This window comes from Aquimarina muelleri DSM 19832, assembly GCF_000430665.1.
In the GTDB taxonomy this organism is placed as follows: Bacteria; Bacteroidota; Bacteroidia; order Flavobacteriales; family Flavobacteriaceae; genus Aquimarina; species Aquimarina muelleri.
The window spans coordinates 26,716-53,042 of sequence record NZ_AUML01000038.1 but is presented as its reverse complement, the minus strand read 5'-3'; the positions used below and the strand labels follow the sequence as shown (position 1 = coordinate 53,042).

At 30.9% G+C, this 26,327-nt stretch carries 19 protein-coding genes; 10 read left to right on the top strand and 9 right to left on the bottom strand.

The window, feature by feature from the left end:
* Positions 1-252 (bottom strand): DUF4372 domain-containing protein (locus H527_RS23580; RefSeq protein WP_027413692.1); only part of this gene is annotated, 252 nt, incomplete at its 3' end.
* A 303-nt stretch (positions 253-555) separates the two neighbouring features.
* Between H527_RS23580 and H527_RS22295 the strand changes: the two genes are divergently transcribed.
* Both H527_RS22295 and H527_RS0115130 read left to right on the top strand, forming a co-directional pair.
* Positions 556-3,696, top strand: a complete 3,141-nt coding sequence (locus tag H527_RS22295; RefSeq protein ID WP_081414620.1) for a glycosyl hydrolase family 18 protein — start codon at positions 556-558, stop codon at positions 3,694-3,696.
* Positions 3,697-4,194: 498 nt separating this feature from the next.
* Complete coding sequence (locus H527_RS0115130) at positions 4,195-4,806, top strand: trimeric intracellular cation channel family protein (protein ID WP_051316796.1); 612 nt, start codon at positions 4,195-4,197, stop codon at positions 4,804-4,806.
* A 70-nt stretch (positions 4,807-4,876) separates the two neighbouring features.
* Here H527_RS0115130 and H527_RS0115125 read toward each other — a convergent pair whose 3' ends face one another.
* Complete coding sequence (locus H527_RS0115125) at positions 4,877-9,286, bottom strand: collagenase (RefSeq protein ID WP_027413482.1); 4,410 nt, start codon at positions 9,284-9,286, stop codon at positions 4,877-4,879.
* Positions 9,287-9,838: 552 nt separating this feature from the next.
* On the opposite strand from H527_RS0115125, the gene H527_RS0115120 reads away from it, so the two are divergent.
* The 8 genes from H527_RS0115120 (at position 9,839) to trxB (ending at position 18,918) form a co-directional block, all read left to right on the top strand.
* Positions 9,839-10,774, top strand: coding sequence for a TolB family protein (locus H527_RS0115120; RefSeq protein ID WP_027413481.1), 936 nt, complete (start codon positions 9,839-9,841; stop codon positions 10,772-10,774).
* A gap of 75 nt (positions 10,775-10,849) precedes the next feature.
* A complete protein-coding gene (locus H527_RS23210; RefSeq protein ID WP_051316795.1) occupies positions 10,850-11,236 on the top strand; it encodes a hypothetical protein in 387 nt (128 codons plus the stop codon).
* Positions 11,237-11,562: 326 nt separating this feature from the next.
* On the top strand, positions 11,563-13,896 hold the full coding sequence (locus H527_RS0115110) for a TonB-dependent receptor (RefSeq protein ID WP_027413480.1): 2,334 nt from the start codon (positions 11,563-11,565) through the stop codon (positions 13,894-13,896).
* Positions 13,897-13,953: 57 nt separating this feature from the next.
* The gene (locus tag H527_RS0115105) at positions 13,954-15,201 is read left to right on the top strand and encodes a PepSY-associated TM helix domain-containing protein (RefSeq protein ID WP_027413479.1); all 1,248 of its coding nucleotides are present in this window, start codon (positions 13,954-13,956) and stop codon (positions 15,199-15,201) included.
* Between the two features lie 196 nt (positions 15,202-15,397).
* The gene (locus tag H527_RS0115095; RefSeq protein WP_035088312.1) at positions 15,398-15,826 is read left to right on the top strand and encodes a hypothetical protein; all 429 of its coding nucleotides are present in this window, start codon (positions 15,398-15,400) and stop codon (positions 15,824-15,826) included.
* 69 nt (positions 15,827-15,895) lie between these two features.
* The gene (locus H527_RS0115090; RefSeq protein ID WP_027413477.1) at positions 15,896-16,720 is read left to right on the top strand and encodes an OmpA family protein; all 825 of its coding nucleotides are present in this window, start codon (positions 15,896-15,898) and stop codon (positions 16,718-16,720) included.
* Positions 16,721-17,049: 329 nt separating this feature from the next.
* Entirely contained in the window at positions 17,050-17,583 is a 534-nt protein-coding gene (locus tag H527_RS0115085; RefSeq protein WP_027413476.1) for a hypothetical protein, read from the top strand.
* A 366-nt stretch (positions 17,584-17,949) separates the two neighbouring features.
* Positions 17,950-18,918: a thioredoxin-disulfide reductase gene (trxB, locus tag H527_RS0115080; RefSeq protein ID WP_027413475.1), complete on the top strand. Its 969-nt coding sequence runs from the start codon at positions 17,950-17,952 to the stop codon at positions 18,916-18,918.
* Between the two features lie 52 nt (positions 18,919-18,970).
* Here the strand turns inward: trxB and H527_RS0115075 are convergent, their stop codons facing one another.
* The 7 genes from H527_RS0115075 to H527_RS0115045 all read right to left on the bottom strand — a co-directional run bounded on the left by H527_RS0115075 (position 18,971) and on the right by H527_RS0115045 (position 26,304).
* On the bottom strand, positions 18,971-19,831 hold the full coding sequence (locus H527_RS0115075) for a GIN domain-containing protein (RefSeq protein ID WP_027413474.1): 861 nt from the start codon (positions 19,829-19,831) through the stop codon (positions 18,971-18,973).
* A 357-nt stretch (positions 19,832-20,188) separates the two neighbouring features.
* Positions 20,189-21,820 (bottom strand): serine hydrolase domain-containing protein, encoded by a 1,632-nt coding sequence (locus H527_RS0115070; RefSeq protein WP_027413473.1) that lies wholly within the window; start codon positions 21,818-21,820, stop codon positions 20,189-20,191.
* Positions 21,821-21,859: 39 nt separating this feature from the next.
* Positions 21,860-22,687, bottom strand: a complete 828-nt coding sequence (locus H527_RS0115065) for a helix-turn-helix domain-containing protein (RefSeq protein WP_027413472.1) — start codon at positions 22,685-22,687, stop codon at positions 21,860-21,862.
* A gap of 103 nt (positions 22,688-22,790) precedes the next feature.
* Entirely contained in the window at positions 22,791-23,510 is a 720-nt protein-coding gene (locus H527_RS0115060; protein WP_027413471.1) for a head GIN domain-containing protein, read from the bottom strand.
* A gap of 87 nt (positions 23,511-23,597) precedes the next feature.
* Positions 23,598-25,352: a PspC domain-containing protein gene (locus H527_RS0115055; RefSeq protein WP_027413470.1), complete on the bottom strand. Its 1,755-nt coding sequence runs from the start codon at positions 25,350-25,352 to the stop codon at positions 23,598-23,600.
* A 1-nt stretch (position 25,353) separates the two neighbouring features.
* Complete coding sequence (locus tag H527_RS0115050) at positions 25,354-25,689, bottom strand: PadR family transcriptional regulator (RefSeq protein ID WP_027413469.1); 336 nt, start codon at positions 25,687-25,689, stop codon at positions 25,354-25,356.
* 162 nt (positions 25,690-25,851) lie between these two features.
* Positions 25,852-26,304, bottom strand: coding sequence for a DUF4870 domain-containing protein (locus H527_RS0115045; RefSeq protein WP_027413468.1), 453 nt, complete (start codon positions 26,302-26,304; stop codon positions 25,852-25,854).
* Positions 26,305-26,327 lie beyond the last annotated feature (23 nt).

Here is a 26,327-nt window from a genome sequence, read left to right as displayed (position 1 = left end):
GCTCAACGTGGATTTTGATGGAGCTTTGAGCATCCCTAAATGATTCAGATTACCCGTTGCAGAACGAAGACCATTACTTATATCACGTACAGATTGGCTATTAGCAAATTGACAAAATAACATTGAAACCAAGTGAGACCAGCTAGTAAAACCTTTTTGATGTTTGTCGCTTTGGTGAGAATTAACTAGTTTTTTGAATCTTGATTTATCTAGTTTACTGATTATTTGAGAAAACAAAGTTATATTTAGCATCGGAGAAAGGTGTTTTTTGTGTTGCACCACAAAGGTAACTTTGAGGAACAAATTTCCCTTTCTCTTTTTTACGTTTAGGACGCTATTGGTCTTTTTTATTGAAGCATTTGTAGAATAGTCTTTTATCTCTATCGAAATAATAGATAAATGCATTTTGTTACTATTTTCAGCCCGAAAATCTATAGTTTTAAGTCATTCAGCTAATTAGTTTCATAGAAACCTTCTTTATATCTATTTTCACATTGAAAACTATATCGTTTTCGTATAAAAAAACACAAACCATTTAACTTAAGGTAAAAAATTATGAAAAAAATTAATCGAACTTTTAAAGTCAGGTGTTTTCAAAAACCTCATTTGAAAACATTATTACTTTTAACTTTAATGTGCATCTCAAGTGTCTCTTTTGCGCAAGTAAACACAGGAGGAAGTGCAACAACAGCCAGTCATCAAAAACAGGTTATTGGATATATAACGAATTGGGACGCATGGAAAGATAGTAAGGCAGGAGTACCTGCGGCAGGAGCTTTAACACATTTAAATATTGATTACTCTAAATATACTATTCTTAATTATTCCTTTTTTGGAGTAGCTCGTGACGGTTCATTGCATAGTGGTGACCATAGAAATAAGAAAATTCATGAACAAGGGGTTAGTCAGGAACCTGCTGATTTATTTTATACAGATTTATACAGTAGCTGGGATTTACATCTTTTATTTGGTGAGTTAGAGTATGCAAATTATATAAATGCAGATATAAAAGCACGTGCAGAAGCGCAAGGTTTTCAAGTAGAAGTTGGTGCCAGTACTTGGACACATCCTGTTTGGGGATTAAGCGGAGGATTACCATTACCTCTTAAAAAAGAAAATGGAGCACCAGGATTATTGGATCTTGCACATCAAAAAGGAGTAAAAGTTATGGCTTCTATTGGTGGTTGGAGTATGTGTAAACATTTTCCTGAAATGGCTGCTGATCCAGTAAAAAAAGCAAAATTTATCGAAGATTGTAAAAGATTAATTAATATTGGTTTTGACGGAATTGATTTAGATTGGGAGTATCCAGGACCATTTTCAGGAATGAATTTTACAGGTAGTCAAGCAGACTTTGCAAATTTTGAATCTTTATTACAAGATATACGTAATGCAATCGGTCCAACAAAATTGATTACATCTGCGATGGCTGCAGATCCAAGAAAACTAGATGGATTTAATTGGGCTGGAGTAGTAGCTAATATGGATTACTTTAACATGATGACCTACGACTATAATGGTGGTTGGTCTGGAAAAGCAGGACATAATGCACCAGTATATCCATATACAGGAGCAGAAGTACCTTTCTTTAACTGGCAGTCTACTTTACAAAAATTAGTAGAAGTTGGAGTTCCTAAAAATAAAATTTGTTTTGGAGCTCCTTTTTATGGAAGAGGAGTTATAACAGAAGGAACAGCGGATCTTAATATAAAAACAGTAAAAAGATCAGAAACAATACAACCAGATGGACCTATACAAACTGCAGCAGATTATACAAATTGGCCAAAAGAAGTATATGATGGTACACCTAATTATTTCTTTATTAAACAAAAAGCATTATCTCCAAATAGTGGATGGACAAGAAAATGGGATGATGAGGCTAAGGTTCCTTATTTAGTAAAAGGAAATTATTTTTTAAGTTATGACGATGAAGAGTCTATAGGAATTAAAGCACAATTTATTAATGATAATGAACTTGCTGGTATTATTGTATGGACTGTATATGGAGATTTAGAAATTGGAGGTTCTCCAACTTCATTCGGACGTAAATTAAAAAGATGGTCCAATGTAAAGTCTCCTTTAGTTAATAAAATGAATGAAGTATTTGCTAATGGAGGAACTGGAGGAAATGTATTACCAGTAGCTAATATTACGGCACCTGCAAACAATGCTACTTTTGTAGAAGGAGCTACAGTTGCTATTACTGCAAATGCATCAGATGCGGATGGTACTGTTGCTAAAGTGTCATTTTATAACGGTACTACACTGTTAGGAGAAGATACTACTGCTCCATATGAATATTCTTGGGCAAATGTTACAGCAGGAAATTATACGTTAACTGTAAGAGCTACAGATAATGAAAACGGAACAACAACTTCTGCAGCAGTCTCTATATCTGTTACAGGAGATACAACTAATGTGCCTCCAGTAGTTAGCATCACTGCACCAGCAAATAATGCTACTTTTACTGCAGGATCTACAATAGTTATAACTGCGGATGCATCAGATTCTGATGGGACTGTTGCAAAAGTAGAATTTTATAATGGGACAACTTTATTAGGAGAGGATACTACTGCTCCTTATCAATATTCTTGGGCAAATGTAGCTAAAGGAAGTTATACATTAACGGCAAAAGCAACTGATAATGGTAATGCAGTAACAACATCTTCTGCTGTTTCTGTAACAGTAAACGGTGGTACTGGTGGAGGTAATTGTGATACTTTCCCTACATGGTCTGCTTCAGAAGTATACACAAGTGGTACAGATGTAAAATACAATAATATACATTATAAAGCTAAATGGTGGACGGAAGGTCAAAATCCAGAAACAAATTCTAATCCTGGTGGAGTATGGAAAAAGATAGGATCTTGTGATGGTGGAACAGGAGGAGATAATATTGCTCCAATAGTAAATGTTACATCCCCTACTAATAATGCATCATTTGTTGAAGGAACATCTGTTTCTGTAACTGCAAATGCATCAGATTCTGATGGAACTGTTACTAAGGTTGAATTTTATAACGGTGCTACATTGTTAGGACAAGATACTACTGCTCCATACGAATATTCATGGGTAAATACTACTGTAGGAAACTATACAATTACAGCTAAAGCTACAGATGATAAGGGAGCTACTAAAGTTTCTACAGCGATTTTGGTGAAAATCACTAAAAAAGATGGAGGAGGAAACTGCAATGGATTAGTACAATATGCTGCGGGTACTTCTTACAATCAAAATGATGAAGTGCAAAATGCAGGAGCGAAATTTAAATGTAATGTCCCTGGATGGTGTTCTTCTAGTGCAGCTTGGGCTTATGCACCAGGAACAGGAACATACTGGGAAAATGCTTGGTCAAAAACTGGAGATTGTGGAGTGTCTGTAATTACAACAAATGGAGTAACGTCTAAAGCAGGAAGCATGATTGGAAATAGTGTAGCAAAAGTATTTCCTAACCCTCTTTCTGGAAATGTAATTAGTGTTGCTTTAGCTAATACAACTTCTAAGTCGACTTCTAATTATTTTAGATTTCAGATATTTAATACTAATGGAGTAGAAGTTTATAATTTCCAAACAGATAGTCTTTTACAAGGAGATAAAATCCAAAACTTTGACATAGGGAATTTAGAATCAGGAATGTATTTTTATTCTATTTCAGTTTCTAAAGGAAAAACTACAGGTAAGTTTATCAAAAATTAAAGAGTATTGAAAACTTTAAATTTGATTTTTAAAAAGGTCGCATATTTTATATGCGGCTTTTTTTATGTAATATTTTAAACTTTAAAAATGAGTATCTCAGTACTCAATTCAATTATCGTTTTTTCTTTAACAGTAAATTCAAAATACAACTGGGATAAAAATCTATTTTGATAGTTCTGCTGAACATTCTAAAATAAAAACATTTTTTTACACGTTAAATCAAGCATAGTCTAGAGGTTAATACAAAAAAGCGATTTGAGGGTTCTATAGCACATCCAAATATTATACTATAACTAGCTAAGTAGTATTTTTATAAACTTAACTATTTTAATAGATATTAATTTTGTCGTTTTTATCTATAGTTAATCATATACTTTTTTTAATAATTATTTTATTAATTTAAATAGCTTAGAAGTATAGATTAGCATTTTAAAAATTGAAGATAAACAGTATAATTATTAAAGTAGATATTTTACTTTTACACCCAAAATAAGTGAAATGACAATTTTTAGTACTTTAGATATTTTAGGAACCATTGCATTTGTGATATCGGGTTCATTAAGCGCAATGAATCGGAAATTGGATCTTTTTGGTATTTTTATCATTGCATTTGTAACTTCTATTGGAGGCGGTACTATTAGAGATATTCTAATAGGAAACACTCCAGTTTCCTGGATGCAAAATACAACTACGATTTATTTGATTGGAGGAGTTACGATATTTTCTATCATTTTTAGAAATAAACTCGATTATCTCAAAGGTTCAATTTTCTTATTTGATACTATTGGATTAGGAGTTTTTACTATTATGGGGGTAGAAACAGGAATTAACGCAGGATTAGACCCTATTGTTTCTGTTGCTTTAGGAGCTACAACTGGCTGTTTTGGAGGAGTAGTTCGGGATATTTTATGTAATGAGATCCCTGTAATTTTCAGAAAAGAAATTTATGCTACCGCTTCTATAGCAGGCGGATTTTGCTTTATGATTCTTTACACTTTTAAAATAGATGAAAATATTATTTATATATCTACGGCATTATTAATTATACTAATTAGATTGCTTGTGGTAAAGTATAAAATAGCATTGCCTTTGTTTACGATCAGGAGTTAAAATATAAAAATACTAAAGGTTACTTTTTTTAAGGTAGCCTTTAGTATTTTTTTAAACTTAAATAATAATGCTAAAACTTAAGTACTTTTAACACCTTGACTTTTGTTTCTGTTTTTATTTTAACAAAATAATGCCCTGATGTTTTGATTTGATCTCCAATACGTATTTTGTTCGGATTTTTTGTATAGGTATCATGTATCAATAATTTTCCGTGAATATCATAAACACGCACCTCTAAATTATCGCTTTTTAATTTTGATGTATTAATCTCAAAGTTTTCTAGGAATGGATTAGGAAAAAGAGTCACTTCTGTATCCTGACTATTATTACCTCCTTTTACATTAGGCATTACCTTAGTTACAATTGTTTGGTTAGCATTTGTATTATAAGCATAATCTAATATAGTATAAGATAATCCATTGTTAGCTACAGAAATGTGAAACCACCCATAATGCGTATTTCCATTTATCTTAAAGGTAAATCCTATAAAACCAGACTTACCATTCCAAGAGGTATAGTTAGAGGTACTTATGTTATAACTATTAGGATCTGCTACAAAATTATTAGAACTATTAATTTCTACACCTTCTCCGATTAATGTTACGTTGTTACTATTTGCCAGACAAACAATATCTTTATTATAAGTAACTAGTCTTATAGAGTTATTAGAGTACCAAGCTCCATATCCAGTATCATCACCTGTTTCTATCCTAAAGAACTCCCATGTGTTGGATGAGCTTACTGTAATATCATTTATATTTACGTAAACTACTCCATTATTATTGGCACAAGGGTTACAAGATCCACCGCAATCTATTCCAGTTTCATCTCCATTTTGGATACCATCATTACACGTTGGTGTTGTTGTATTACCTACATAAATAATATAATCTTCTACTTCTCCTAAATACGTATCGTTTCCGCAAGGGTTAATTTTATCTTTGGATCCGTATCCCATTCTTACTCTCATTCTTAATGGAGTTCCTGTTAGAGCAAAAGAAGGTACGGTTACTGTACCGTTATAGGGGCCTGGACCATAAAGAGAGAAAACCTCTTCATCTGTATCTATAAAATCCCCGTCTTGATTCCAATCAACCCATGCTCCAATTGCATTATAAGTCCAACTTTCATTAATAGTCTTTATAGTTAATGGTATTTGTTGTCCTTTTTGTACTACTGTAGATAAATTTGTGTGGTCTGAATAAGGGCTATGAGCGGTACTATTATTAATAGTTCCAAAAATTACTTGAGTAATATGTAACAAACCATCTCCATTAGATGCATCACAAAAGGTAATAGGCGCTTTTTCGATAGTTAACATTACCGTTTTACTTGAAGTTGCTCCCTGATCATCATAAGCTGTAATTGTTACTTCACGTTGTCCAGGGGCTAAAAAATTTAACTTATTTAGATTACTCCATTGGTATGGTGCTACATAATCTGTTGCTATTAATAGTCCATCTACTTTTAATTCTGCTTTTTCAATTTTGCCATCATCTTTAATAACCGTTTCTACAGAGATGTTTTCTTTTTGAACAAAATTTTGTCCATTAGATGGTTTTAATAACGTTATAACTGGAGGCGTATTAATAGGAGCTTGTTCATTGGTTACTATAATTGAATAATCTTCAATTTCGCCTATACTATTTTGTGCTCCACAAGGCACAATATAACTTTCTGCTCCATAACTTAATCGCACTCGCATTCTTGTTGTTCCTAATTTGGCACCAGATGGAGGTATAATCTGTTTATTATATGGTCCTGGGCCATATTTACGAAAAACCTCTTCTCCAGAATCTATAAAATCTCCATCTTGGTTCCAGTCAATCCATATACCTAATGCATTATAGCTCCATTGCTCATTTTGTGCTTTTATATCTAATACAGTATTTTGATTTGTTCTAATTACTGCTGCTAAGGATGTATAATCTTGATAAAGGGTAGTGTAACCAGAAACATTTTCAAAAGTTCCTAGTGTAACTTGAGTGATATGAATATCATTTCCCCCTCCATTATTGGTAGCAGTACAATATGAATTTGTATTAGATGGATATACTTTTATATAATTCTGAACGGTTTTGGTATCATTACTTCCTAATTTCCCTTTGGCGGTTAGAGATACATTGTATTCTCCAGCAGTATTAAAAGTTATTTCTGGTGTTTGCTCATTGGTTACAGTAGATGGGGTTCCCGAAGGAAAAGACCAATCTAAACCAGTAATATGACCAGTGGACTCATTTATGAATTGTATTTTCCCTCCAGCAATAGTTGTTTTATTTATTGCTGAAAAATCTGCTACAGGAGCATCACTAATACCTGCATCTTTAAGAGGGCCTGTGATTATAAAATCAGCCGAAGGTATTCCGGATGAATTTAAATTTTTAAAATACCCTACTGTATACTTAAAATTATTAACAAGCTTATTTTCTCGAAGTTTTAGTATGGTTTCATCTAATCGAGAAGCAATATCTTTTGGAGCTATTCCTGATCCATTACCCGTTATTTTACCTGCTATTTTAAAACGTCTATACGATTTTTCGGCATCTATCGACACTGAAATATTACTGATATTAGGTAAATTTCCTATTTCATCTTGAATTCCTAATGGGTCACCAATACTAATTTGGTTATCATCTGACCAATTGGTTGTTGGTTGCCAACCTATAATTTCTTTGTTTTTTACTTTAAGTAAAAAATTATTATAAGACGTCTCTCCATTATTTCTTAGAGTATTTACAAAATTATCGAATCCAGTAATATCATTATTCCTTGTATAGTCAAAAAACCGTTTTAGGTAATCAAAATTATTAAGATACCAATTGTACCAAGCTGCATTGCCATAAGTATAATGATAAAAATTTCCACTCGTATAACTAGAGTTAAAAACAGTATTAAGTGAAGGCCATCCAGACCCTTGATTTATTATAGCTCTTGTATTTTGTGCTAACATTTGTACACCATTTGTATCTGTAGATCCTGCAAAAAAATCTGCCATTCCTTCTTCATACCATACTAGTCTGCTATTTTTATAAATATCTGATGATCCCCAATTACCAGGGACTAAATATCTTCCTTGTAAATAGTGGCAATATTCATGTCTAAACAGGGATTCTAAGGATAGCGAACTTTCTACTCCAACGGTTCTATCCCAAGTATAAAAAGTTGCAATGCCTTCTAAATACATACCTCCATTATCTGTTCGAATACCAAATAATAAAGGAGCATAATCATCATATTGTTGTTTGGATCCAAAAACAATCATATTAATTGTGCTATTAGTATCGCCTGCAACTGGCTGATCTGTTTGTAATAATCTAAAAAACTGACTTTGAACTTGCTTCGCAGCATGGTATAGGTTTTGTATTTTTTCATCACTAAGCGGGGTACGAATGAGCATTTTATCATCATCATAACTAACTGTCTTAGGAAATAAATACTCTTCTATTTCCTGTCGTATAGACAATGGGTTTTGACAAAGATTATAAGCACTACAATCACCATATTGATTTAAAGCCATTTTTGCTTTTGCCCAACTTGCAGATAATTTTGGGAACTTATTTGTTATTGCAGCCAAATGCCCTTGTATGTTACCTATAAGTTTATTTGATTTTGCTAATATAGCTAAGCCTCCAACTGCATTTTGCCATAGATATTGTAAATCTCCTCCTGCTGCTATTAATTCACTATCTATTGCTGCTTTTCCCATTAAACTAATTAATTGACTATCGTTGATTAATGCTGTTTCAAAAGGCGTGTCTACTGTATTAAAAATAGAATTGTATACCATATTCATAGAGCCTGAATAGGTCTTTAGCAGTTTAGGGTCTGTTATAGATTTCCATGTTTTATGAACTGTAAAATCTGTTATTACCCGTTCAAAAGCATTAATTACATTAGGGTCAAAACGCATTTTCATATCTGCAGAAACAATAAGATATTCTCTTAAAACTTCTAAAGCATATTCATTTACTTGAAGAAGATTAGAATTAGATGCTAATTGACTACAAGCTTGTCTAATTGTTGCGTAGGTATCGTCTGTTAAATTAATACTGGATTGATTAAAATCTAAATAAATAGCAACATGTAAGTAGATGGTTAATCCAAACATCCCAGTACTACTGGTTCCATTATAACTAGAGGCCAGTCCTCTTACCTCATTAGCCACTGCTTTTACTTTTTCATTAGAAAAAAGATTGGTAGAGTATCGTGAGTCAAATTCAAACATAGCTCTATAGCAATCATAATCAGAATTTTGACGCATAGCACTAATTAATGCAGATGTAGACAAACTCGCCCACCCCTGATTAGTGTCGTAGTTACAAGCTGCTTTTTTTGATAGGTTGAAAATGTTACTTTCTTCTTTTGCACTAGGAATATAACCGTTATCAAGATTAGAAACTCTCGAACAATGATCGGATGAATGACTGGAAGTAGCTGATATTGGTTTATGAACTTGAGCAAATGATAATTGAATTATCATGACCAGGCTAAAAAATAGCCATATGATTTTTTTCTCGCATGGAGAATACAGTAAAGGTTTCATAAGATTTGTGTATAAAACATATCTAGGATTCATTAGCATATATAATGACCCAGAGATATAATTGTTAAGTTTTTAATTCGAGTTTGCAAGGGATACATTGTATACTCTACTACAGTTTTTTTATAACAATTAGAGTTAAAATAACGTATCTAAATAGTATGGTTATACTATCTATACAAACGATAAACATTTTAAAGGGTTTTGTGAATAAGGAATGTTTTTTTGCCTATACGCATAGATAATTGCGAGCAGTTTTCTGTTTTTCATAATAAGTATAGTTTGTGTGTTATAGTTACTATAAAAATACTGGATTTAGAAAAGGTAAACCAATAGTATTTTACCTAGAATTAATCAAATGTTAACCATAATTTGTTTTTTTTATGTTTTCAAATTTAATAAGTCATTATATTCGACTATTTTTTATCAAAACATTAATATTTTATTTAAGTAATAATATCTACATTTCGGTTATCATAAATTGTACTAGTTATGAAAAAAATTACTCCTTTCTTGTTTTTACTTACAACGCTATTAAGTTATAGTCAAGAAAAAATTAAAATAGAATCCGTATTACAGGATATTATTAAACAATTTCCGACAGCTAGAGACTTTACCATATCACCTACACAAGATGAAGCATACTTTACTGCACAAGGGTACTCGGGAGAACTTTCTACTATAATAAAGGTGATAAAAAAAAAGGGTATCTGGTCTACTCCAGAGATTGCTCCTTTTTCAGGACAATTTAAAGATATGGAAGCTATGTTTTCACCAGATGGATTAAAATTATATTTTGTTTCTAACAGACCTCTTAAAAATACAGATATAGTGATAAAAGATTATGATATATGGTATATTGAAAGATCTGGAATTTCTGCAGACTGGTCTTCTCCAAAAAATATAGGAAGCCCGATAAACACCAATGAAGATGAATTTTATCCATCGGTAGCGAAAAACGGTAATCTATATTTTACAAGTACTATAACTACTAAAACCAAAGGCAAAGATGATATTTTCGTAAGCGAATTAAAACAAAACCAATATACCGATCCTAAATCTTTAAGTACAGCTATTAATTCTGATGGATATGAATATAATTCTTACATAGCACCAGATGAATCTTTTTTAATTTTTGGAGCGTATAAGCGAAAAGATGGACTAGGTAGTGGCGATCTCTATATATCACATAAGGATAATCAAGGGAATTGGTCTATGTCTAAAAATTTAGGAAATAAAATAAATTCTGATAAAATGGATTATTGTCCATTTTATGACTTTAAAAATCAAAAACTTTATTTTACTAGTAAAAGAAATACTATAAAAGAAACCACAGAATCCTCTCGGGATTTAAAACAACTTTTAGAAACTATGAATTCTTATGAAAATGGTTTAAGTAGGGTTTATAGCGTTTTATTACGGTTATAACATCAAATATCATATAAATTTGTTAAAGAACAATAATTCTTATTCGTACTTTTGCACAAAATTTAGTATGAACTAATGAGAATATTATTCTCTACATTATTATTTGTTTCTTTTGCCATAAGACCAGTTATGCAAGTTACTACAGTGCTTTATTATCAACTTAATATTGATGCTATTGTAGAAAAATATTGTATCAACAAAGAACGCCCTAGCCTTAATTGTAACGGTAAATGTTATTTAATGAGTCAAATGAAGACTAAGACAGAGTCTTCGTCTAAGACATCTAACTCTATTATTATAACAGAAGCGTTTATTCCTCTTTTTTTTCAAGAAAATAATATAAATATAGAAAATAAAAATCCATTGGTGATAAAATTCACTAAAAACTGGAAATTGAAACACTTTCAATTACAAACACTTTCTAAAGATATAGATCCTCCTCCTAAGTTTAAAAACTCTTAACAATTACACTATATATTTTATTTGGATTACATGTTGTTAGTTAAACTCCGATGTTAGCAGTTTGCATAACAACTTATGCGCTGTTTATTTTAAGTTGTTTAAGTGTCTGTTTTTTTCGTGGAGAACCAGAGTAGTTAGAGAAGTTTAATTTTTACCTCTAATTAAATAATTATCGATAATCTAAGTTTGATATGCTATTGAATAAGCATTTATGCCTATTTAATAGTAGTGACAAAAAAAATAATCTTTTTTAATATTAAAGTAGCAATAACTTTCTGGCAGCTATGTCTAAAGAAAGCTATTGTCATTACAATTCATTATACAAAATGAAAATATATATCTATGCCCTACTATTAACGATAACTCAAATTATATCTGCACAAAGATCTTATGAAGGAAAAATAGTAGATGAGTCTAATAATCCCTTGTCTGGAGCAACTATTGTTTCTTATACAGATAGTACAAATGGAGTTATGAGTAATAAAGACGGTTTTTTTAAAATTAATTTAAAAAACTCTACAAAGGTAACGGTTAGTTTTCTGGGATATACAACCGAGAGTTTATCCTTGAAAACCATTTTTAATACGATAAGGTTAACAACGGATAATGTGTCTTTAGAAGAAGTTATAGTTACTTCTGCTAATAGAGAAATACAAAAAAGATCCGAAGTCCCGGGTTCTATAACATCAATAAGTGCAAGAACAATTAAAGAAACAAAAGCTTTTGGAATCGATCAATTAGTAAATCTCGTTCCTGGAGTATTTATGTCTACCTCTAGAGCAGCCAGTAATGAACAACATTTTATGGCAGTACGATCTCCTATATCTACAAAAGCTTTATTCTTATATCTTGAAGATGGGATGCAAATCCGTCCTACATCGGTATTTAATCATAATGCCTTATTAGAAATGAATAACACTGCTTTTGGTCGTATTGAAGTTTTAAAAGGACCAGCTTCAAGTATTTATGGTAGTGAGGCTATTGGTGGAAGTTTTAATTTTATTACTAAGAATCCATATAAAAAATTAGGAGGTAGTATTGGTTTTCAAATTAATGATTTAGGGTTAAATCGTTATGATTTTGAAGTTTCAGACCAAACCAGTGAAAATTTCGGTTTTTATCTAGGTAGTAACTACACAGAGCGTTCTAATGGACCTATAGAGCATAGTGATTATGAAAAATTAGCAATCACTTTTAAAACTGTTTATGATATTAATCCTACCTCTAAATGGACTACAGTATTTAACCTTATAGATTATAGATCTGATATGTCTGGATCTTTAAGCAATAGTGATTTTAACAGCGGTAATTATGAAAGTGACCAAACTTTTACAGAGAGAGAAGCTATTAATTTTAGAGTTAGAACTACATTAGATAAATACTGGAATGATCAAAACAAAACTTCATTCAATATATTATTCAGAAATAATCGAATGGATCAAATCCCTTCCTATAGAATAAAACAATTTAGAAAACAAGGACAATTAACTGGTTTTGGATCTGGAGAGATTAACTCTAACCAATTTAAAAGTTTTGTAGGATTGTTACAGCATAAGTTAGATTTTAATTTTGCCAGTTCTTCTTTGATTTTTGGCGCTACCGCAGACTATTCACCGCAAGATTATATTGCAGAAACGATAGATGTTTTTGTGAATCCAGAAACAGGCAGAAACCAATATTTTAAAATAAACAATGGAGATTTTATTCTCAATTATAAAGCGGATATATTTAACTATGCAGGTTTCTTTCAATATGAGATATCCCCAATAGATCCCTTAAAAATCACTGTAGCATTACGTTACGATGGTTTCGAATATAATTATGATAATCAAAGTGATGGTATTATTGGAGTAGACGATTCTGTAGATAATTTTAATAACTTAACTCCAAAATTAGGACTGAATTATAATTTTGATACTAGAAAAGGAGTGTATGCAAACTACTCTCAGGGATTTACACCTCCACAAGTATCTACCTTATACCGAAATCGAAATCAATTACAAGGTATTAAGCCAAGTAGATATCATAATTATGAGATTGGAGGGTATTTTACGACACCTTCAAAATTAAAAGTAGATGCTGCCATTTACCTTTTAGAAGGGCAAAATACGTTAATCACTATGAGAGATAAAGACGATAATTTCTTTAACTCTAATGCTGGTAAAACCAGATCTTATGGTGTAGAATACGGGATAACTTGGTATGTTATAAAAGAATTGTCTTTAGCGCATAACGGTAGTTATGCACTACATCGTTATATCAATTTTTTCGATAAAGGGGTAGATTATTCTAATACCGAAAGAGAAACTGCTCCCAATTTAATTGGGACTTCTTTAATTACGTATAAAAAGAACTTTAAAAACAGTTTTGGTTTTAGTATCACAGCAGAACATGAATTGGTAGGGAAATATAATACTAGTTTTGAAAAACAAATAAATAATGAAGATAATACCTTTGATACAGCGACCTATAAAGGGCACTCTGTTTTTAATTTGAGATCAACCATTACTTATAAAGGTTTTGAAATATGGGGACATGCACTTAATGTTTTTGACACGTTATATGCAGCAAGGGCTTCTTTCAATTCTTTTAGAGGAGAAAACAGTTTCACTATCGGTAACCCAAGAACTTTTCATCTTGGAGTAAAGTATAATTTCTAGTAATCAGATCTTATAAGTTTTTTTTAAAAACTTATAAGATCTACTTTTATTAAACTCATGAAAAAAAATGAAAAATTAAATAAATGGTTATGGAAATGGCATTTTATAGCAGGGCTTATTTCTCTTCCTTTTATACTTATACTTTCTATAACAGGAGCTATATATCTTTTTAAAGGAGATTATGAAAAAAACAAGCAAAAACATATTAAAGAAATAACGATACAGGATACCAAAGTATCGTTTCAAAAACAGTGGGAAATAGCTAATGCAAATGCTATAAAAAAACCTAATTCTATGGTAGTATCTACTTCCAAAAATCAAGCAACTGAGTTTGTCTCTGGTAGATTCGGAAATAAGAGTAGTTTGTTCGTAAATCCATATTCGGGTAAAGTTTCTGGAGAGATTATTACAAAAGACACCAATATGTTTAAAGTTCGAAAACTACATGGGGAGCTATTAACTGGTAAATTTGGAACAAAAATAATAGAGCTTATAGCTAGTTGGATGGTAGTACTTATTCTTACTGGATTATATGTTTGGTGGCCAACAAGAGGCTGGAAAATAAAAGGTCTTTTTATACCTAGAATAAAAGAAGGAAAAAGAACATTTTTTAGAGATTTGCACGCTATTAGTGGTTTTTGGTTTTCTGGACTTTTGATACTTATCCTTGCAGGTGGTCTGCCTTGGACAGATGCTTTTGGAGAGAGTTTTAAGCAAATTCAAAAAATCACTAATACTGGTTATCCAGATACCTGGCAAGGACATCATTTAAAATCACAAATAGCAGGAGACGCTTTAACACTAGATCAAATGGTAGCTAAGGCAGAAAACCTTCAACTTCCTGGAGTAGTAACCATTGACTTTCCAAAAGATCAAAAAGGTGTGTTTAGTGTATATAATACCAATCCATCAAACTTAAATACACAAAAAAAGATTCATTTTGATGCGTATACTGGCAAACAAATACTATCTAATAATTGGGATGATGTAGGAGTATTAATGCGAGGGCGAATGTGGGTAATGGCATTTCATCAAGGGGAATTTGGAGTTTGGAATTGGTGGTTAATGCTTTGCACTACAATTACATTAACTATAATGTCTATTTCTGCTCTACTCTCCTATACAATGAGAAAACGCAAAGGAAATTGGGGAACACCTAAAGTCCCTACATCTTTTACGGTAGGATATGGAATTATTATTGTATTAGTAATTCTTACACTAGTATTCCCTTTATTTGGGGTAAGCCTTCTCTTTATTATAGGAATAGAATATTTATTAAATAAAAATAAACCACGAAAAATATAATCCTTATGTTAACCTATATTTTAATTACAGCAATTTCATTTTGTCTTTTTTACATTCTAATAGAAATGCGCAAAATGCATAAAATAGGAGAATATTACAAAGAAACTAAATTGCAACAAGAAAAAGAAAAACCAATATCTTTGAAATAGAATTCATTTTAAAAATAAATAAAACAAAACTTTTAAAAATTAAAATAATGAAATTATCTTTTTTATATACTAGCTTATTATTACTATTTATTTCTTGTAATCAACTATCCAAAGAAGAACAAGAATTTGATTTGTTAATGCAAAATGTTATCGATGTGCACGATGAAGTTATGCCTAAAATGGGCGAGATGAGTAGTCTTATTAAAGAATTAGAGGCTAAAATAGACACGACCAGTCAAGGACAATCTTATGCAAAAGCACAACAAGATATTAAAGATGCGTATGATTATATGATGACTTGGATGAGTAATTTTAGTGATACTTTTCCTCCTACAGATAAAGACGTTACGATAGCTTCAGATGAGATGGCTAAACAAGTGAAACTGCTTAAAGAAGAGGAGATCAAAGTTAATACTTTAAGAGATAAAATTAATTCTAGTATCAAAAAAGCAAAAGATTTATTACAAAAGTCGTAATATACAGTTGCTTTGTTATTTATAAAATTGTTTTACTTTAGCAATTGCAACAAATCATATTGAAAATCGATGAGAAAAATAATATTATTAGTATTTGCCCTATTTATTTCAACTGCATCTATACATGCTCAGAAAAAAAAAGATCTTCTTGAAGAGATAGATAAGTTACGTCTAGAATTAAAAACAGTTAAAGGAGAGCTTAACGATTCTAGGAAGAAAGAAAAAGCTACGCTATCTCAAGTTGAATCTATACAAATGCAAGTAAAAGATTTAAAAGAAACCAACGCGTCTCTTTTAACTAACATGAGTAGCTTTACAGAATTGTCTACTCAAAAAGCTAAAAACCTAGAAACTTCTTTAACAAGTCTTCAGGAAAAAGATAAACAGATTAATACCATCAACGATGCTATAAGTAAAAGTGATTCTATTAAACTGGCAACTTTAACTGTTTTTAAAAATGTTGTTGGTAGCGAAGGTAAGATTGCTGTAAAAAATGGAGCAGTAATTATTACTGTAGCTAATACTTTATTGTTTGGAAACAATGACAAAAGCGTTACTGTTGAAGATAAAGCAAAAGGATTTTTAGAAAAACTAGCAAATGTATTAAACTCTAAGTCTGATTTAAAAATTATTGTTGAAGGAAATAGTAATGCGCTTAATTTTAAAGACAAGTCTATTAAAGATAATTGGGATCTAAGTACTCGACAAGCATCAGCAGTAGTAAGAATATTACAAAATGATTATAAGGTAGACCCAAAAAGAATGGACGTTCTTGGTAAAAGTGAATATGGTTCAGAAAGCATAGAAACCTCTACAAGGATTATAATAGATCCTAAATTTGATGAGTTCTACGGACTGGTAAAAGAAAACATGAAAAACAGTTCTAAAGGATAAAATGTTTTTGTAATTATTGATTTTTTGTATACATACGAAACCTGAATAATTATTATAAACAATTAAAATGTAATAAAGAGGATGTTTGACTTTTTCAGACATCCTCTTTTTAAATTTTCTAAAAACTAGCTCTAAAAGAAGGCTTTACAGAAAGAAACAAAGAGTTTTTTAGAAATTATTATTAATTCAACCAAATTTTATCAAAAATTACTTTTCAGAGAGCTTCTTTGTTATTATTATAAAATTTCGGATATTTATAATAACCAATTCAATGTGAATAAAATAAATTAGGACTATATTTTATTTGAAACCTTACTTAATAAAAAAATATGAAGAATAGATTTTTAATACTTATTTGTATCGTAACAGCTTTTATAGGATGCGAAGAAATAGATAAACTTACACAGTTTGAAATGGAGTTTCAAGAAAAAATAGTAATTCCATCTTCAACGGGAGTTAATTTACCTTTAGATATATCTACACCAGATCTAGAAACAAATTCTGAATCCACATTTGCAGTAAATAAAACCCGAAAAGATTTAATAGAAAAAATTAATTTAAAAAAATTAGATTTAATTCTCACTTCACCCTCTGATTCGGATTTAAGTTTTTTAGAGTCTATTGATATTTTTATTTCTGCAGAAGGGCTTTCCGAAACTAAAATAGCATGGAAAGAGAATATTCCGGATGATGTAGGCAAAAGTTTAAAGTTAGATGTTACCGATAAAGATTTGAAAGAATATATAAAAAAAGATAAGTTTAAATTAAGGTTAAATACTGTTACTAATAAAATTTTAACCTCAGATCATAAGATTGATGTAAATACAGTATTTTTTATTGACGCAAAAATATTTGGGCTTTAAGTTATAAATTTATAGTTTTTAAGAACATTAAGAAAACAACATGTTTTAAATAAATACAATAATAGAGCAAAACTAAAGCCTTTAAAAAACGTCAAATATTTTATTCTGGCGTTTTTTTTTAATCCCTAATATAGAGTTTGATTACTAGATTTTTATTTCTAAAACACAAGGTGTTTTCAAAAACAGACCTTATAAACTTGCTGCGAGATAGCTGATTTAAAAGAAGAACTAACAATATATCATTTTATGTTTTAAACAAACGATGCTCTATCTATAATTTTTATAGGATAATAACAATTCTTAATAATTTTACTGTAAGGTTTATGACCAAATTGCTACTTTTACACTACATAAAATGAAACAATCATGTCTGACACAATAGAAAGAATAAAATGTCTTATTATAGGTTCTGGACCAGCAGGGTATACAGCAGCAATATATGCAGCAAGAGCAGATCTTAAGCCAGTTATGTATACAGGAATGGAACCAGGAGGACAATTAACAACTACAACAGAAGTGGATAATTTTCCTGGATATCCAGAAGGAATAGATGGACCAACAATGATGGTACAATTACAACAACAAGCAGAACGTTTTGGTACAGAAGTACGTATCGGGATGGTCACCGCAGTTGAATTTAGTAAAATAGTTGGAGGAATTCATAAAGTTACTGTGGATAATACAACCCAAATTGAAGCAGAAACCGTGATTATCTCTACAGGAGCTACTGCAAAATATTTAGGATTACCTAGTGAACAAAAACTAAGAGGTGGTGGTGTTTCTGCATGTGCAGTTTGTGATGGTTTTTTCTATAAAAATCAAGATGTAGCAATTGTTGGAGCAGGGGATACCGCTGCAGAAGAAGCTACATATCTTTCTAATATATGTTCTAATGTTACTATGCTGGTACGTAAAGACCATATGAGAGCATCTAAGGCTATGCAACATAGAGTAAATAACACCTCAAATCTTAAAGTGTTATATAATACAGAGGTAGATGAGGTTTTAGGAGATCAGGTAGTAGAAGGATTGCGAATGGTAAATAACCAAACAGGCGATAAAACCGAAATAGAAATTACAGGATTATTTATTGCTATTGGTCACAAACCTAATACCGATATCTTTAAAGGGCAATTAGATATGGATGAAACCGGATACCTGATAACCGAAGGTAAATCAACAAGAACCAATTTGCCAGGAGTGTTTGCTTCAGGAGATGTACAGGATAAAGAATATAGACAAGCAGTTACTGCTGCAGGAACAGGGTGTATGGCTGCTCTGGATGCAGAACGGTATCTGGCAACTATCGAAACAGGAGAAGAAGTTTCAGCTTAAAACATAATAGTATACAGATTAAAAAAATCCTGCTTTTTAGCAGGATTTTTTTTTAGTTTAATTTAAATCGACTAGGAGAGTAATCTATATCTTTTTTATATAAAATGGCTTCATTAGTAAAGCTTTTTATATGTATTTGAGGTTCACCAAGTAAATATATTTCGGCTTTATCTTTTGCCTCTATATTAATTTCTTGATTGGTAAGGATATAACAATCACTATCTCCTTCTGCTAGTAAAGATGTAGTAGTAGTATTTAATTTTTCGCCATAAAAATCGGTATCACTATCTGCTCTTACTACCATTGTTTTTACTTCACCTTCTAATTTTGCAGAGGCCTTTTGATATAAGTCTACTTTAAGTGTATCTGCAGTAATTATTCCTTTTAGCTCCGCATTTTCATTAATTTGATAAATAGCCTCATTTGCTGTTACATGTAACCCTATAACAGATTTACCATTAGCAATACAGTTAATTTTATCTGTATCTACAGTTAAAAAGACTTCGGTATTATCATTTGCATTTACTATAAGTTCTGAAGTGTTTACTGGAGATAATGACCTTATATTTACTTTATCATATAATGAGATTTTCTTTAATTTTGGGGTATAATAAATTTCAATATTTAGGGCTTTTGCTCGTCGTATATCTTTGTCGGATGTAATAGTCAACACGCTATCGATAACTTCCAACTGTATAACCTCTTGTAGATTGCTATCTGCTTCAATCTTAACTTGATTGTCATTACTCTCATCTAATGTAACTTCAAAACCTTCATGAATTTCGATAGTATGAAAACTTTCTAAGTCTATACGTTCTGTACTTACTATTTTATTGCCTTTAATCTTTTCTTTTTGCCCATATACATTTCCTAAAATCAGAAGTGTAAAAAGTAATCCTAGTGATGTTCTCATATTTGCTCAACATTTATTATTATAAAACAGAATTTTTTATGTTTAAGTATAGTTTTGTTAAAACTTACTGCAAATATAAACAGACTTATATATAAAGTTTACGTGACAAGGATAGATATTAAATTGGGGTACAACAAATCTCCTTTTTTCAGGGTTATTTGGGCGTGACCACAAGGGTCAGGATTTACCTTGCAATTCCTCGCGCTTCGTAAAAAAAAAAACTCAGGCTGTGGGATTTCCACTTCAATCCTTCATGCATAATGAGCCGTTTCAAAAAACAACATAAAGCTTCAAGGTTTTTCAAAACCTTGAAGCTTTAAAAATATATCCTTTATCCTTTTTAGAACTTAGTCTAATCTAATCAATGATAGCAGGCAAAAGATATTCTTTCATTATTTTATCTACCTCATTTGGTTTATTATAAGCTACTGCAGTAATAACGATAACTAAAGGAAGGTCTTTGAAAATAAAAATTTTGTTTCCGCCGTTCCCGCTACAATACGAAACCTCATAAGAGATATCATTTATGGTATATTTTTTATTCCAAAATAAATACCCGTAAAACTCATCTTTTGTATGCGGTAATCCTATTTGTGGGGCAAGACTGGTTTGCACCCATTTTTTAGGGAGTATTTGATTTTTATTCCATACCCCGTTATTTTTATATAGCTGCCCATATTTAGCATAGTCTAAGGAAGACATTCGTAAACCACCTGCAGTATTAGCTATTTTTTGAGGAGTGTATTCCCATTGATAATTTTGAATCCCTAAAGGTGCAAACAATTTTTTATGCGCATATTTTTCGAGTCCATCAGGAACTTTTTTGTTTAAAATATCTCCTAAGATTATTGTGCCGGCGGTATAATAGGACCATTTTTTATCATTTGTACTTTCCTTGCTCATAGGCTGGTCTAATGCAAATTGTAACCAATTGGGAGTAGGGTACATATTTTCTTCATTCCCAGGAGAATCAGGATTACTATCGTCACCATCTATTCCCGAACGCATCATCAACAAATTTTTTATAGTTATGGTTTCCTTTTCTGGGCTATAATTTTTGAAGTTTTTAAGAGTATAGAAGGTATGTAATGTTTGATTTTCGTCTTTAATATATTTGTCTTCTATGGCGATCCCAAGTAGTGTCGAAGCAAAAGATTTACCAACAGATCTGGTATCATGTAGCGTTGTTCTATCTGCTCCGTTAAAATATTCTTCCAACAATAATTTTTGATTTTTGATTACGACAATACTGGTAATATCTTTAAAATCTTCCTGCAATATTTTTTTATTCAGCTCTTTTATTTTTTGTGTATCGTATTTGTTTTCAGAAATAATCCACCCACTATTGGCGGCTATGGGTTGTACTTTTATTTGTTCTTCGATTACTTTTGGTTTTATCACATTTACCGTTATTTCTCCTTTTGCGATTATATTTCCTGTTATAATACCTGGTGTTTCGAGATATGGACGGATTTCAATTTTTAGGGAATGACTACCTTCGGTTAAAGATTCTTCACCACCACCTCTTTTCATAAATCGCATCCATAAAAATCTACCCCATGAGTCTTCGTTAGTAGAACTTATAAAAGGTTTTCTAAATACAGTAGCGGTACTTTTTTCGGCAATAGTTCCTGCTCCTTGGTTTAAATTTTCTTTATAGATAAGAGTATTGTCTACATAAAAAGAAAACTGAAAATTACCTTTTGCTAAAAGCTCTTCTGCGGGTAAATTAGTGTCTAGTTTTTGAAGATAATGTACTAAAGGTTTATCTAAAAAAAAACGAATATTAAGGTCTTTGCAATCTTTTAAATCAAAAGAGGACAAAATATCTTTTTTTGAATAATCTTTTGGTGGGATAACATCTTTTACAAAAGTAATTTCGCCAATTGTATGGTTTTCAATTTCTTGAAGTATACTTTTGTGCGCTGCTATACACGAATTAATAAAACAAATAGATAATAGAAGGATGTATGTTTTTTGTAGTTTCATATATATTATTTTAAGGTAAAGATGCACTCTCTTTTTTTCTTAAAATTGTATAAAATTAACATTAGAGATTTGTTTTTTAAATTTTGAAGGAGTGCAATTATACATTCTTTTAAAGCTGGCTATAAAATGACTTTGATCATAAAAACCACTGGCGTAACCAATCTGTGTCATCGATAGATTTTTATCTGTCATTAATAAAATAGCGGTATTAACTTTTACTTTTCTTATATAATCTCCCAAAGTGGTATGAAAGTATTTAGGAAACTCTCTTGATAAATGCACAGGATGAATATCCAGAATTTTACTTATGTTGGGTAGAGAAGAGCATAGCTCTGGTTCTTTTTTTAGAATCTCGGTTAGTTTTTTTACCCATGTTGGGTTCTTGGATTGTTTTGTGTTTTCTAACTGGTTAATTTTATTAAAAATATCTAGGAGTAACATATCCATACTTAATTGACTGTCGGGGTCATTTATTTTTGTTTCGAAGAAAATTTTATTCATGATTTCTTTGATAAGCGGGCTTTGTAAGTTGATGCTTCCTTCAAAATGTATAGGGCTTATATCGTATTTATCAAACCATTTTTTATTTAATTCTATATGAAATCCTCTCGTATATTCTGGGGGTTTAATATTATAATGTGCATCTTGCCAGTTATGAAATAATAAACTACCCGGAGATAAATACTGACTTTCTTTTTTATTTTCTTCATACAACTTACCTTCTAGCAGGTAAGTGAAATATGAGTTTTCGTGGTAATGCCAATCTACTTTTTTATGAGTATATTCTGTATCTGTGATTATAAAATCATTGTATTGTGTTTTTTGTTTATGACTGCCAAAATATTCACCATCGTTTAATTTTTTCATAGGTATAGGAGATATATGGTTTCTTTTAAATAAAAACTGCCTGAAAACAAAAGGTTAGTTTTGTTTATCAGGCAGCTATTCTTGATTGATGAAATTTTTAATTTTAATGCTTTTTAACATTTCCGCCAGAGTTATCAGCTTCAGATACTTTTTTTGGATCGCCATAATATACTATATCTGCACCACTGGTAGCTGTTCCTGCAAACTCGTTTTTTGCATAAATACGTATCGAGGCACCACTAGTAGCTTTTGCTTCAGAAACAAGACTCAACAATTCTTCTGCACGAATATCGGCACCACTAGTTGCACTTGCATTATGTTTATTTACTTTTCCTGTGATTTTTATCATTGCTCCACTAGTAACAGAAGTTGTTACTGTTTCAGCTTTTATATTTAATTTAATATCAGCACCACTGGTAGCACTAAAATCTAGATCTTTTTGTACCATGACTTCATTAGAAGATATACTTGCACCACTGTTTACAGATATTTTTTGAAGTTTGTCATAGGATACAAATACACTTTTTTCGTCTGCAGAAAATATATTATCATCAGATGTAACGTATAAGGTTGCTCCTTCTACATATACTTGTATGTGATCGTGTAGATTTTTGTTAGCATTTACAATTATCTTTTTATCAGAGCTATTTACAAGAACAACATCTAAGCCTTTGCTGGCTTTTACAGCATCAAATTTTTGACTAATTGTTCTTTCTTTTTTGACTACTTCTCCCTTGCCTTTAATACCATTAAAGGCAAGATTACAAGAACAACATAATAAGGTTAAAAAAAAAGTTACTATAATTTTGGCTAGTGTGGTCATGATTGATTGTTTTATAATTGTAAACTATTGTTTTCTTCTCTTTTTTTATTAGTAAGAGATAAAAAAAGAGAAGAGTTTTTGATTGATTTAGTTTTCGGTTTTGATTTCTATTCCGTTTTCGTCTATTTTTAATTTTACGGGTTCGTTATTTAGTTCTACACCATTTTCATCAATTTTTAACTTAAAATCTTCCCCATCAGAATTTATATTAATATTTACTCCATCTTCATTATCCTCAGATTCGTGATATTCCCATTCATTTTCATTATCAAGACATGTATCACATTCTAATTTTCCTTGTATTAATTTTGTGTATTCTCCTTCTTTACCATCAATGGTAATATAATCATCATACTTCCAGGAGTTATTAAACCGAGAGGTGTTATTATCTGCAAATATAGTTATGCCTTCAGGTAATGTTAATATGATTTTAACTTCTTGACCTCTATATTTATTAGCAAAATCAGTTATTGCATAACTATCTAATAAGAGAGTATTTTTATCTACTTCATAGCTGTATTTAAGATTTTCGGCTCTTTTAGATGCTTCTTCATACGATCTTCCTTCGGCTTTCTTTTCTATACTAATTCCTACTAATGAATCTCTTTTAGAGGATTTCAAGAATATTTCGATATCCTGAAATACTAGTATTTTATTTCCTTGTGCATCTCTTTTAATTTTATAATCATTTTTGTGCTGCATATGTCTAACATACCTATTATTCCCTACCATTTTTATAGTTAGAGTATCTTTTTCAGAAATTAAAAGCATTTTTTTCTCGGTAATTACTTCAGCATCATAAGCTTCTAGAGTTGCTTGTCTAAAACCAACAATTGCTAATCCTATTATTGAAAGTATCCAAACTCCTAATAAACCTAATTTAGCAGGGGTTCCTATGGATCTTAAATTCTTTATTAAAATTTTCAATCCTACAATGAATAAAAAGAAAAACGGTATTCCAACGGCAAAAAAGGATAGCAACGAGATTAACCATAAAGGTACTTCGGGGTGACTACTTACTTCAAAATATTCTACCCATGGCATATCCATAAAACCAAATGTACCCAAGGTAAACAAACCAATAAACAGACTAATTAAAGTAACTCCCGCTATTATAATAAGAAGTACTCCTGTAAATTTCACAAAAATCTTTAATAAAAATAGTAACACGTCTCCCAGAGCTTCAAAAAAAGTTGTAGAACTACTTTTTACTTTATTACTATATTTTTGATAATCTACATTTTTTACAGTATCTGCTACGCCATCAAAACCTTCTTTAATTTTTTTTTCTATATTACTTATATTAACAGCTTCGCCTTTCATTGCTAAAAAATCTGCTGTCGTTTTTGCCTCTTGAACAAAAATCCAAAAAGCAATATAAATAAGTATAAAAGCACCACTAGAAAAAATTGTAAATAATACCCAAGCTAATCTAACCCAAATTACTTCTATACCTAAATAGTGTCCTAGTCCAGAACTTACTCCACCAACATAAGAATTTGTAGTGTCTCTAAATAACTGTCTAGATGTTTTTGGAGTATGATATGAAGCTTTAGGTTGATCCTCAAAGATTTCTTCATCTAATCTGTAATCTTCGGGCTGCCCCATTACATCAATTATTTCATCTACCTCTTTAGTCCCGATAACCTGTCGTTCGTCTCTTATTTTTTCACTAAACAACTCTGCAATACGTGCTTCGATATCCGCAATTATTTCATCTCTACCTTGTGAATCGGTAAAGGAGCGTTTTATAGCGCTAAGATAACGTTGCAGTTTTAGATAAGCGTTTTCGTCAATGTGAAAAAATATGCCTGCTAAATTTATATTAACTGTTTTGTTCATTTTACTTCTTTTTTTGTTTGGTTACAAGGTTTACAGCATTCTGTAATTCGTCCCAAGTGGTGTTTAATTCTTTAAGAAACAGCTTTCCTGTTTCTGTAAGTCCATAATATTTACGTGGTGGTCCAGATGTAGATTCCTCCCAGCGATAACTAAGTAATCCAGCATTCTTTAATCTGGTTAATAAAGGATATATAGTACCTTCTACCACAAGCATTTTTGCATCTTTAAGGGTTTCCAAAATTTCAGCTACATAAGCATCATCGTCCTTTAGGATAGAAAGTATGCAATATTCTAGAACACCTTTGCGCATTTGCGCTTTTGTGTTTTCTATCTTCATAAAACTAATTTTTAATTGTTAAACTGTTCATTTTTTGATTGATGTTTGATGATTATTTAAAAAAAATGGCATTAGAGGATGTGTACAGATTATATGTTTAAAATAAATATAATTGATGAGGTTATATTTTAAGTTTACTATCCTCTTTTTTTGATTGTTACGCTACTTTATAAATCGTATAGTTAATGGGTATTTATAATTTTCTCCTTTGTTAGCTTTTAAAGCTGCCGAAATCACAAAAACTATTTCCAGAAAAAAACCGATTAGTGCTATAACTCCAATAAATGAAGCCCCTATTAGTGTTCTAAACCCTCCTGCATTAGAAAAATTAATAGAAATATCATTAAAATGAAATAAATCTGAAACGCTAGCATCTCCAAATACATTGAAAATAAAAAACGGAAATGAGAAAATCCCTAAAATAACGGTGTATAATAAAATACTTAATTGAAAATTAATAGCTTCTTTACCATGATCGTCTATAAAGTTGGATTTATCTTTATTAGAAGACCATAGTAGTACAGGAACAATATAATTTCCAAAAGGAATAAAGTATTTAGAAAAAGCACCTAAGTGCATAAAAGTTGCGATGTTTTTGTGATTTTTGATTGACATTTTTAAAAGTATATAATAGTTTC

Coding starts and splice junctions, on each gene's coding strand:
- H527_RS22295 (WP_081414620.1), top strand. CDS start 556: ATGAAAAAAATTAATCGAACTTTTAAAGTCAGGTGTTTTCAAAAACCT.
- H527_RS0115130 (WP_051316796.1), top strand. CDS start 4,195: ATGACAATTTTTAGTACTTTAGATATTTTAGGAACCATTGCATTTGTG.
- H527_RS0115125 (WP_027413482.1), bottom strand. CDS start 9,286: ATGATAATTCAATTATCATTTGCTCAAGTTCATAAACCAATATCAGCT.
- H527_RS0115120 (WP_027413481.1), top strand. CDS start 9,839: ATGAAAAAAATTACTCCTTTCTTGTTTTTACTTACAACGCTATTAAGT.
- H527_RS23210 (WP_051316795.1), top strand. CDS start 10,850: ATGAGAATATTATTCTCTACATTATTATTTGTTTCTTTTGCCATAAGA.
- H527_RS0115110 (WP_027413480.1), top strand. CDS start 11,563: ATGAAAATATATATCTATGCCCTACTATTAACGATAACTCAAATTATA.
- H527_RS0115105 (WP_027413479.1), top strand. CDS start 13,954: ATGAAAAAAAATGAAAAATTAAATAAATGGTTATGGAAATGGCATTTT.
- H527_RS0115095 (WP_035088312.1), top strand. CDS start 15,398: ATGAAATTATCTTTTTTATATACTAGCTTATTATTACTATTTATTTCT.
- H527_RS0115090 (WP_027413477.1), top strand. CDS start 15,896: ATGAGAAAAATAATATTATTAGTATTTGCCCTATTTATTTCAACTGCA.
- H527_RS0115085 (WP_027413476.1), top strand. CDS start 17,050: ATGAAGAATAGATTTTTAATACTTATTTGTATCGTAACAGCTTTTATA.
- trxB (WP_027413475.1), top strand. CDS start 17,950: ATGTCTGACACAATAGAAAGAATAAAATGTCTTATTATAGGTTCTGGA.
- H527_RS0115075 (WP_027413474.1), bottom strand. CDS start 19,831: ATGAGAACATCACTAGGATTACTTTTTACACTTCTGATTTTAGGAAAT.
- H527_RS0115070 (WP_027413473.1), bottom strand. CDS start 21,820: ATGAAACTACAAAAAACATACATCCTTCTATTATCTATTTGTTTTATT.
- H527_RS0115065 (WP_027413472.1), bottom strand. CDS start 22,687: ATGAAAAAATTAAACGATGGTGAATATTTTGGCAGTCATAAACAAAAA.
- H527_RS0115060 (WP_027413471.1), bottom strand. CDS start 23,510: ATGACCACACTAGCCAAAATTATAGTAACTTTTTTTTTAACCTTATTA.
- H527_RS0115055 (WP_027413470.1), bottom strand. CDS start 25,352: ATGAACAAAACAGTTAATATAAATTTAGCAGGCATATTTTTTCACATT.
- H527_RS0115050 (WP_027413469.1), bottom strand. CDS start 25,689: ATGAAGATAGAAAACACAAAAGCGCAAATGCGCAAAGGTGTTCTAGAA.
- H527_RS0115045 (WP_027413468.1), bottom strand. CDS start 26,304: ATGTCAATCAAAAATCACAAAAACATCGCAACTTTTATGCACTTAGGT.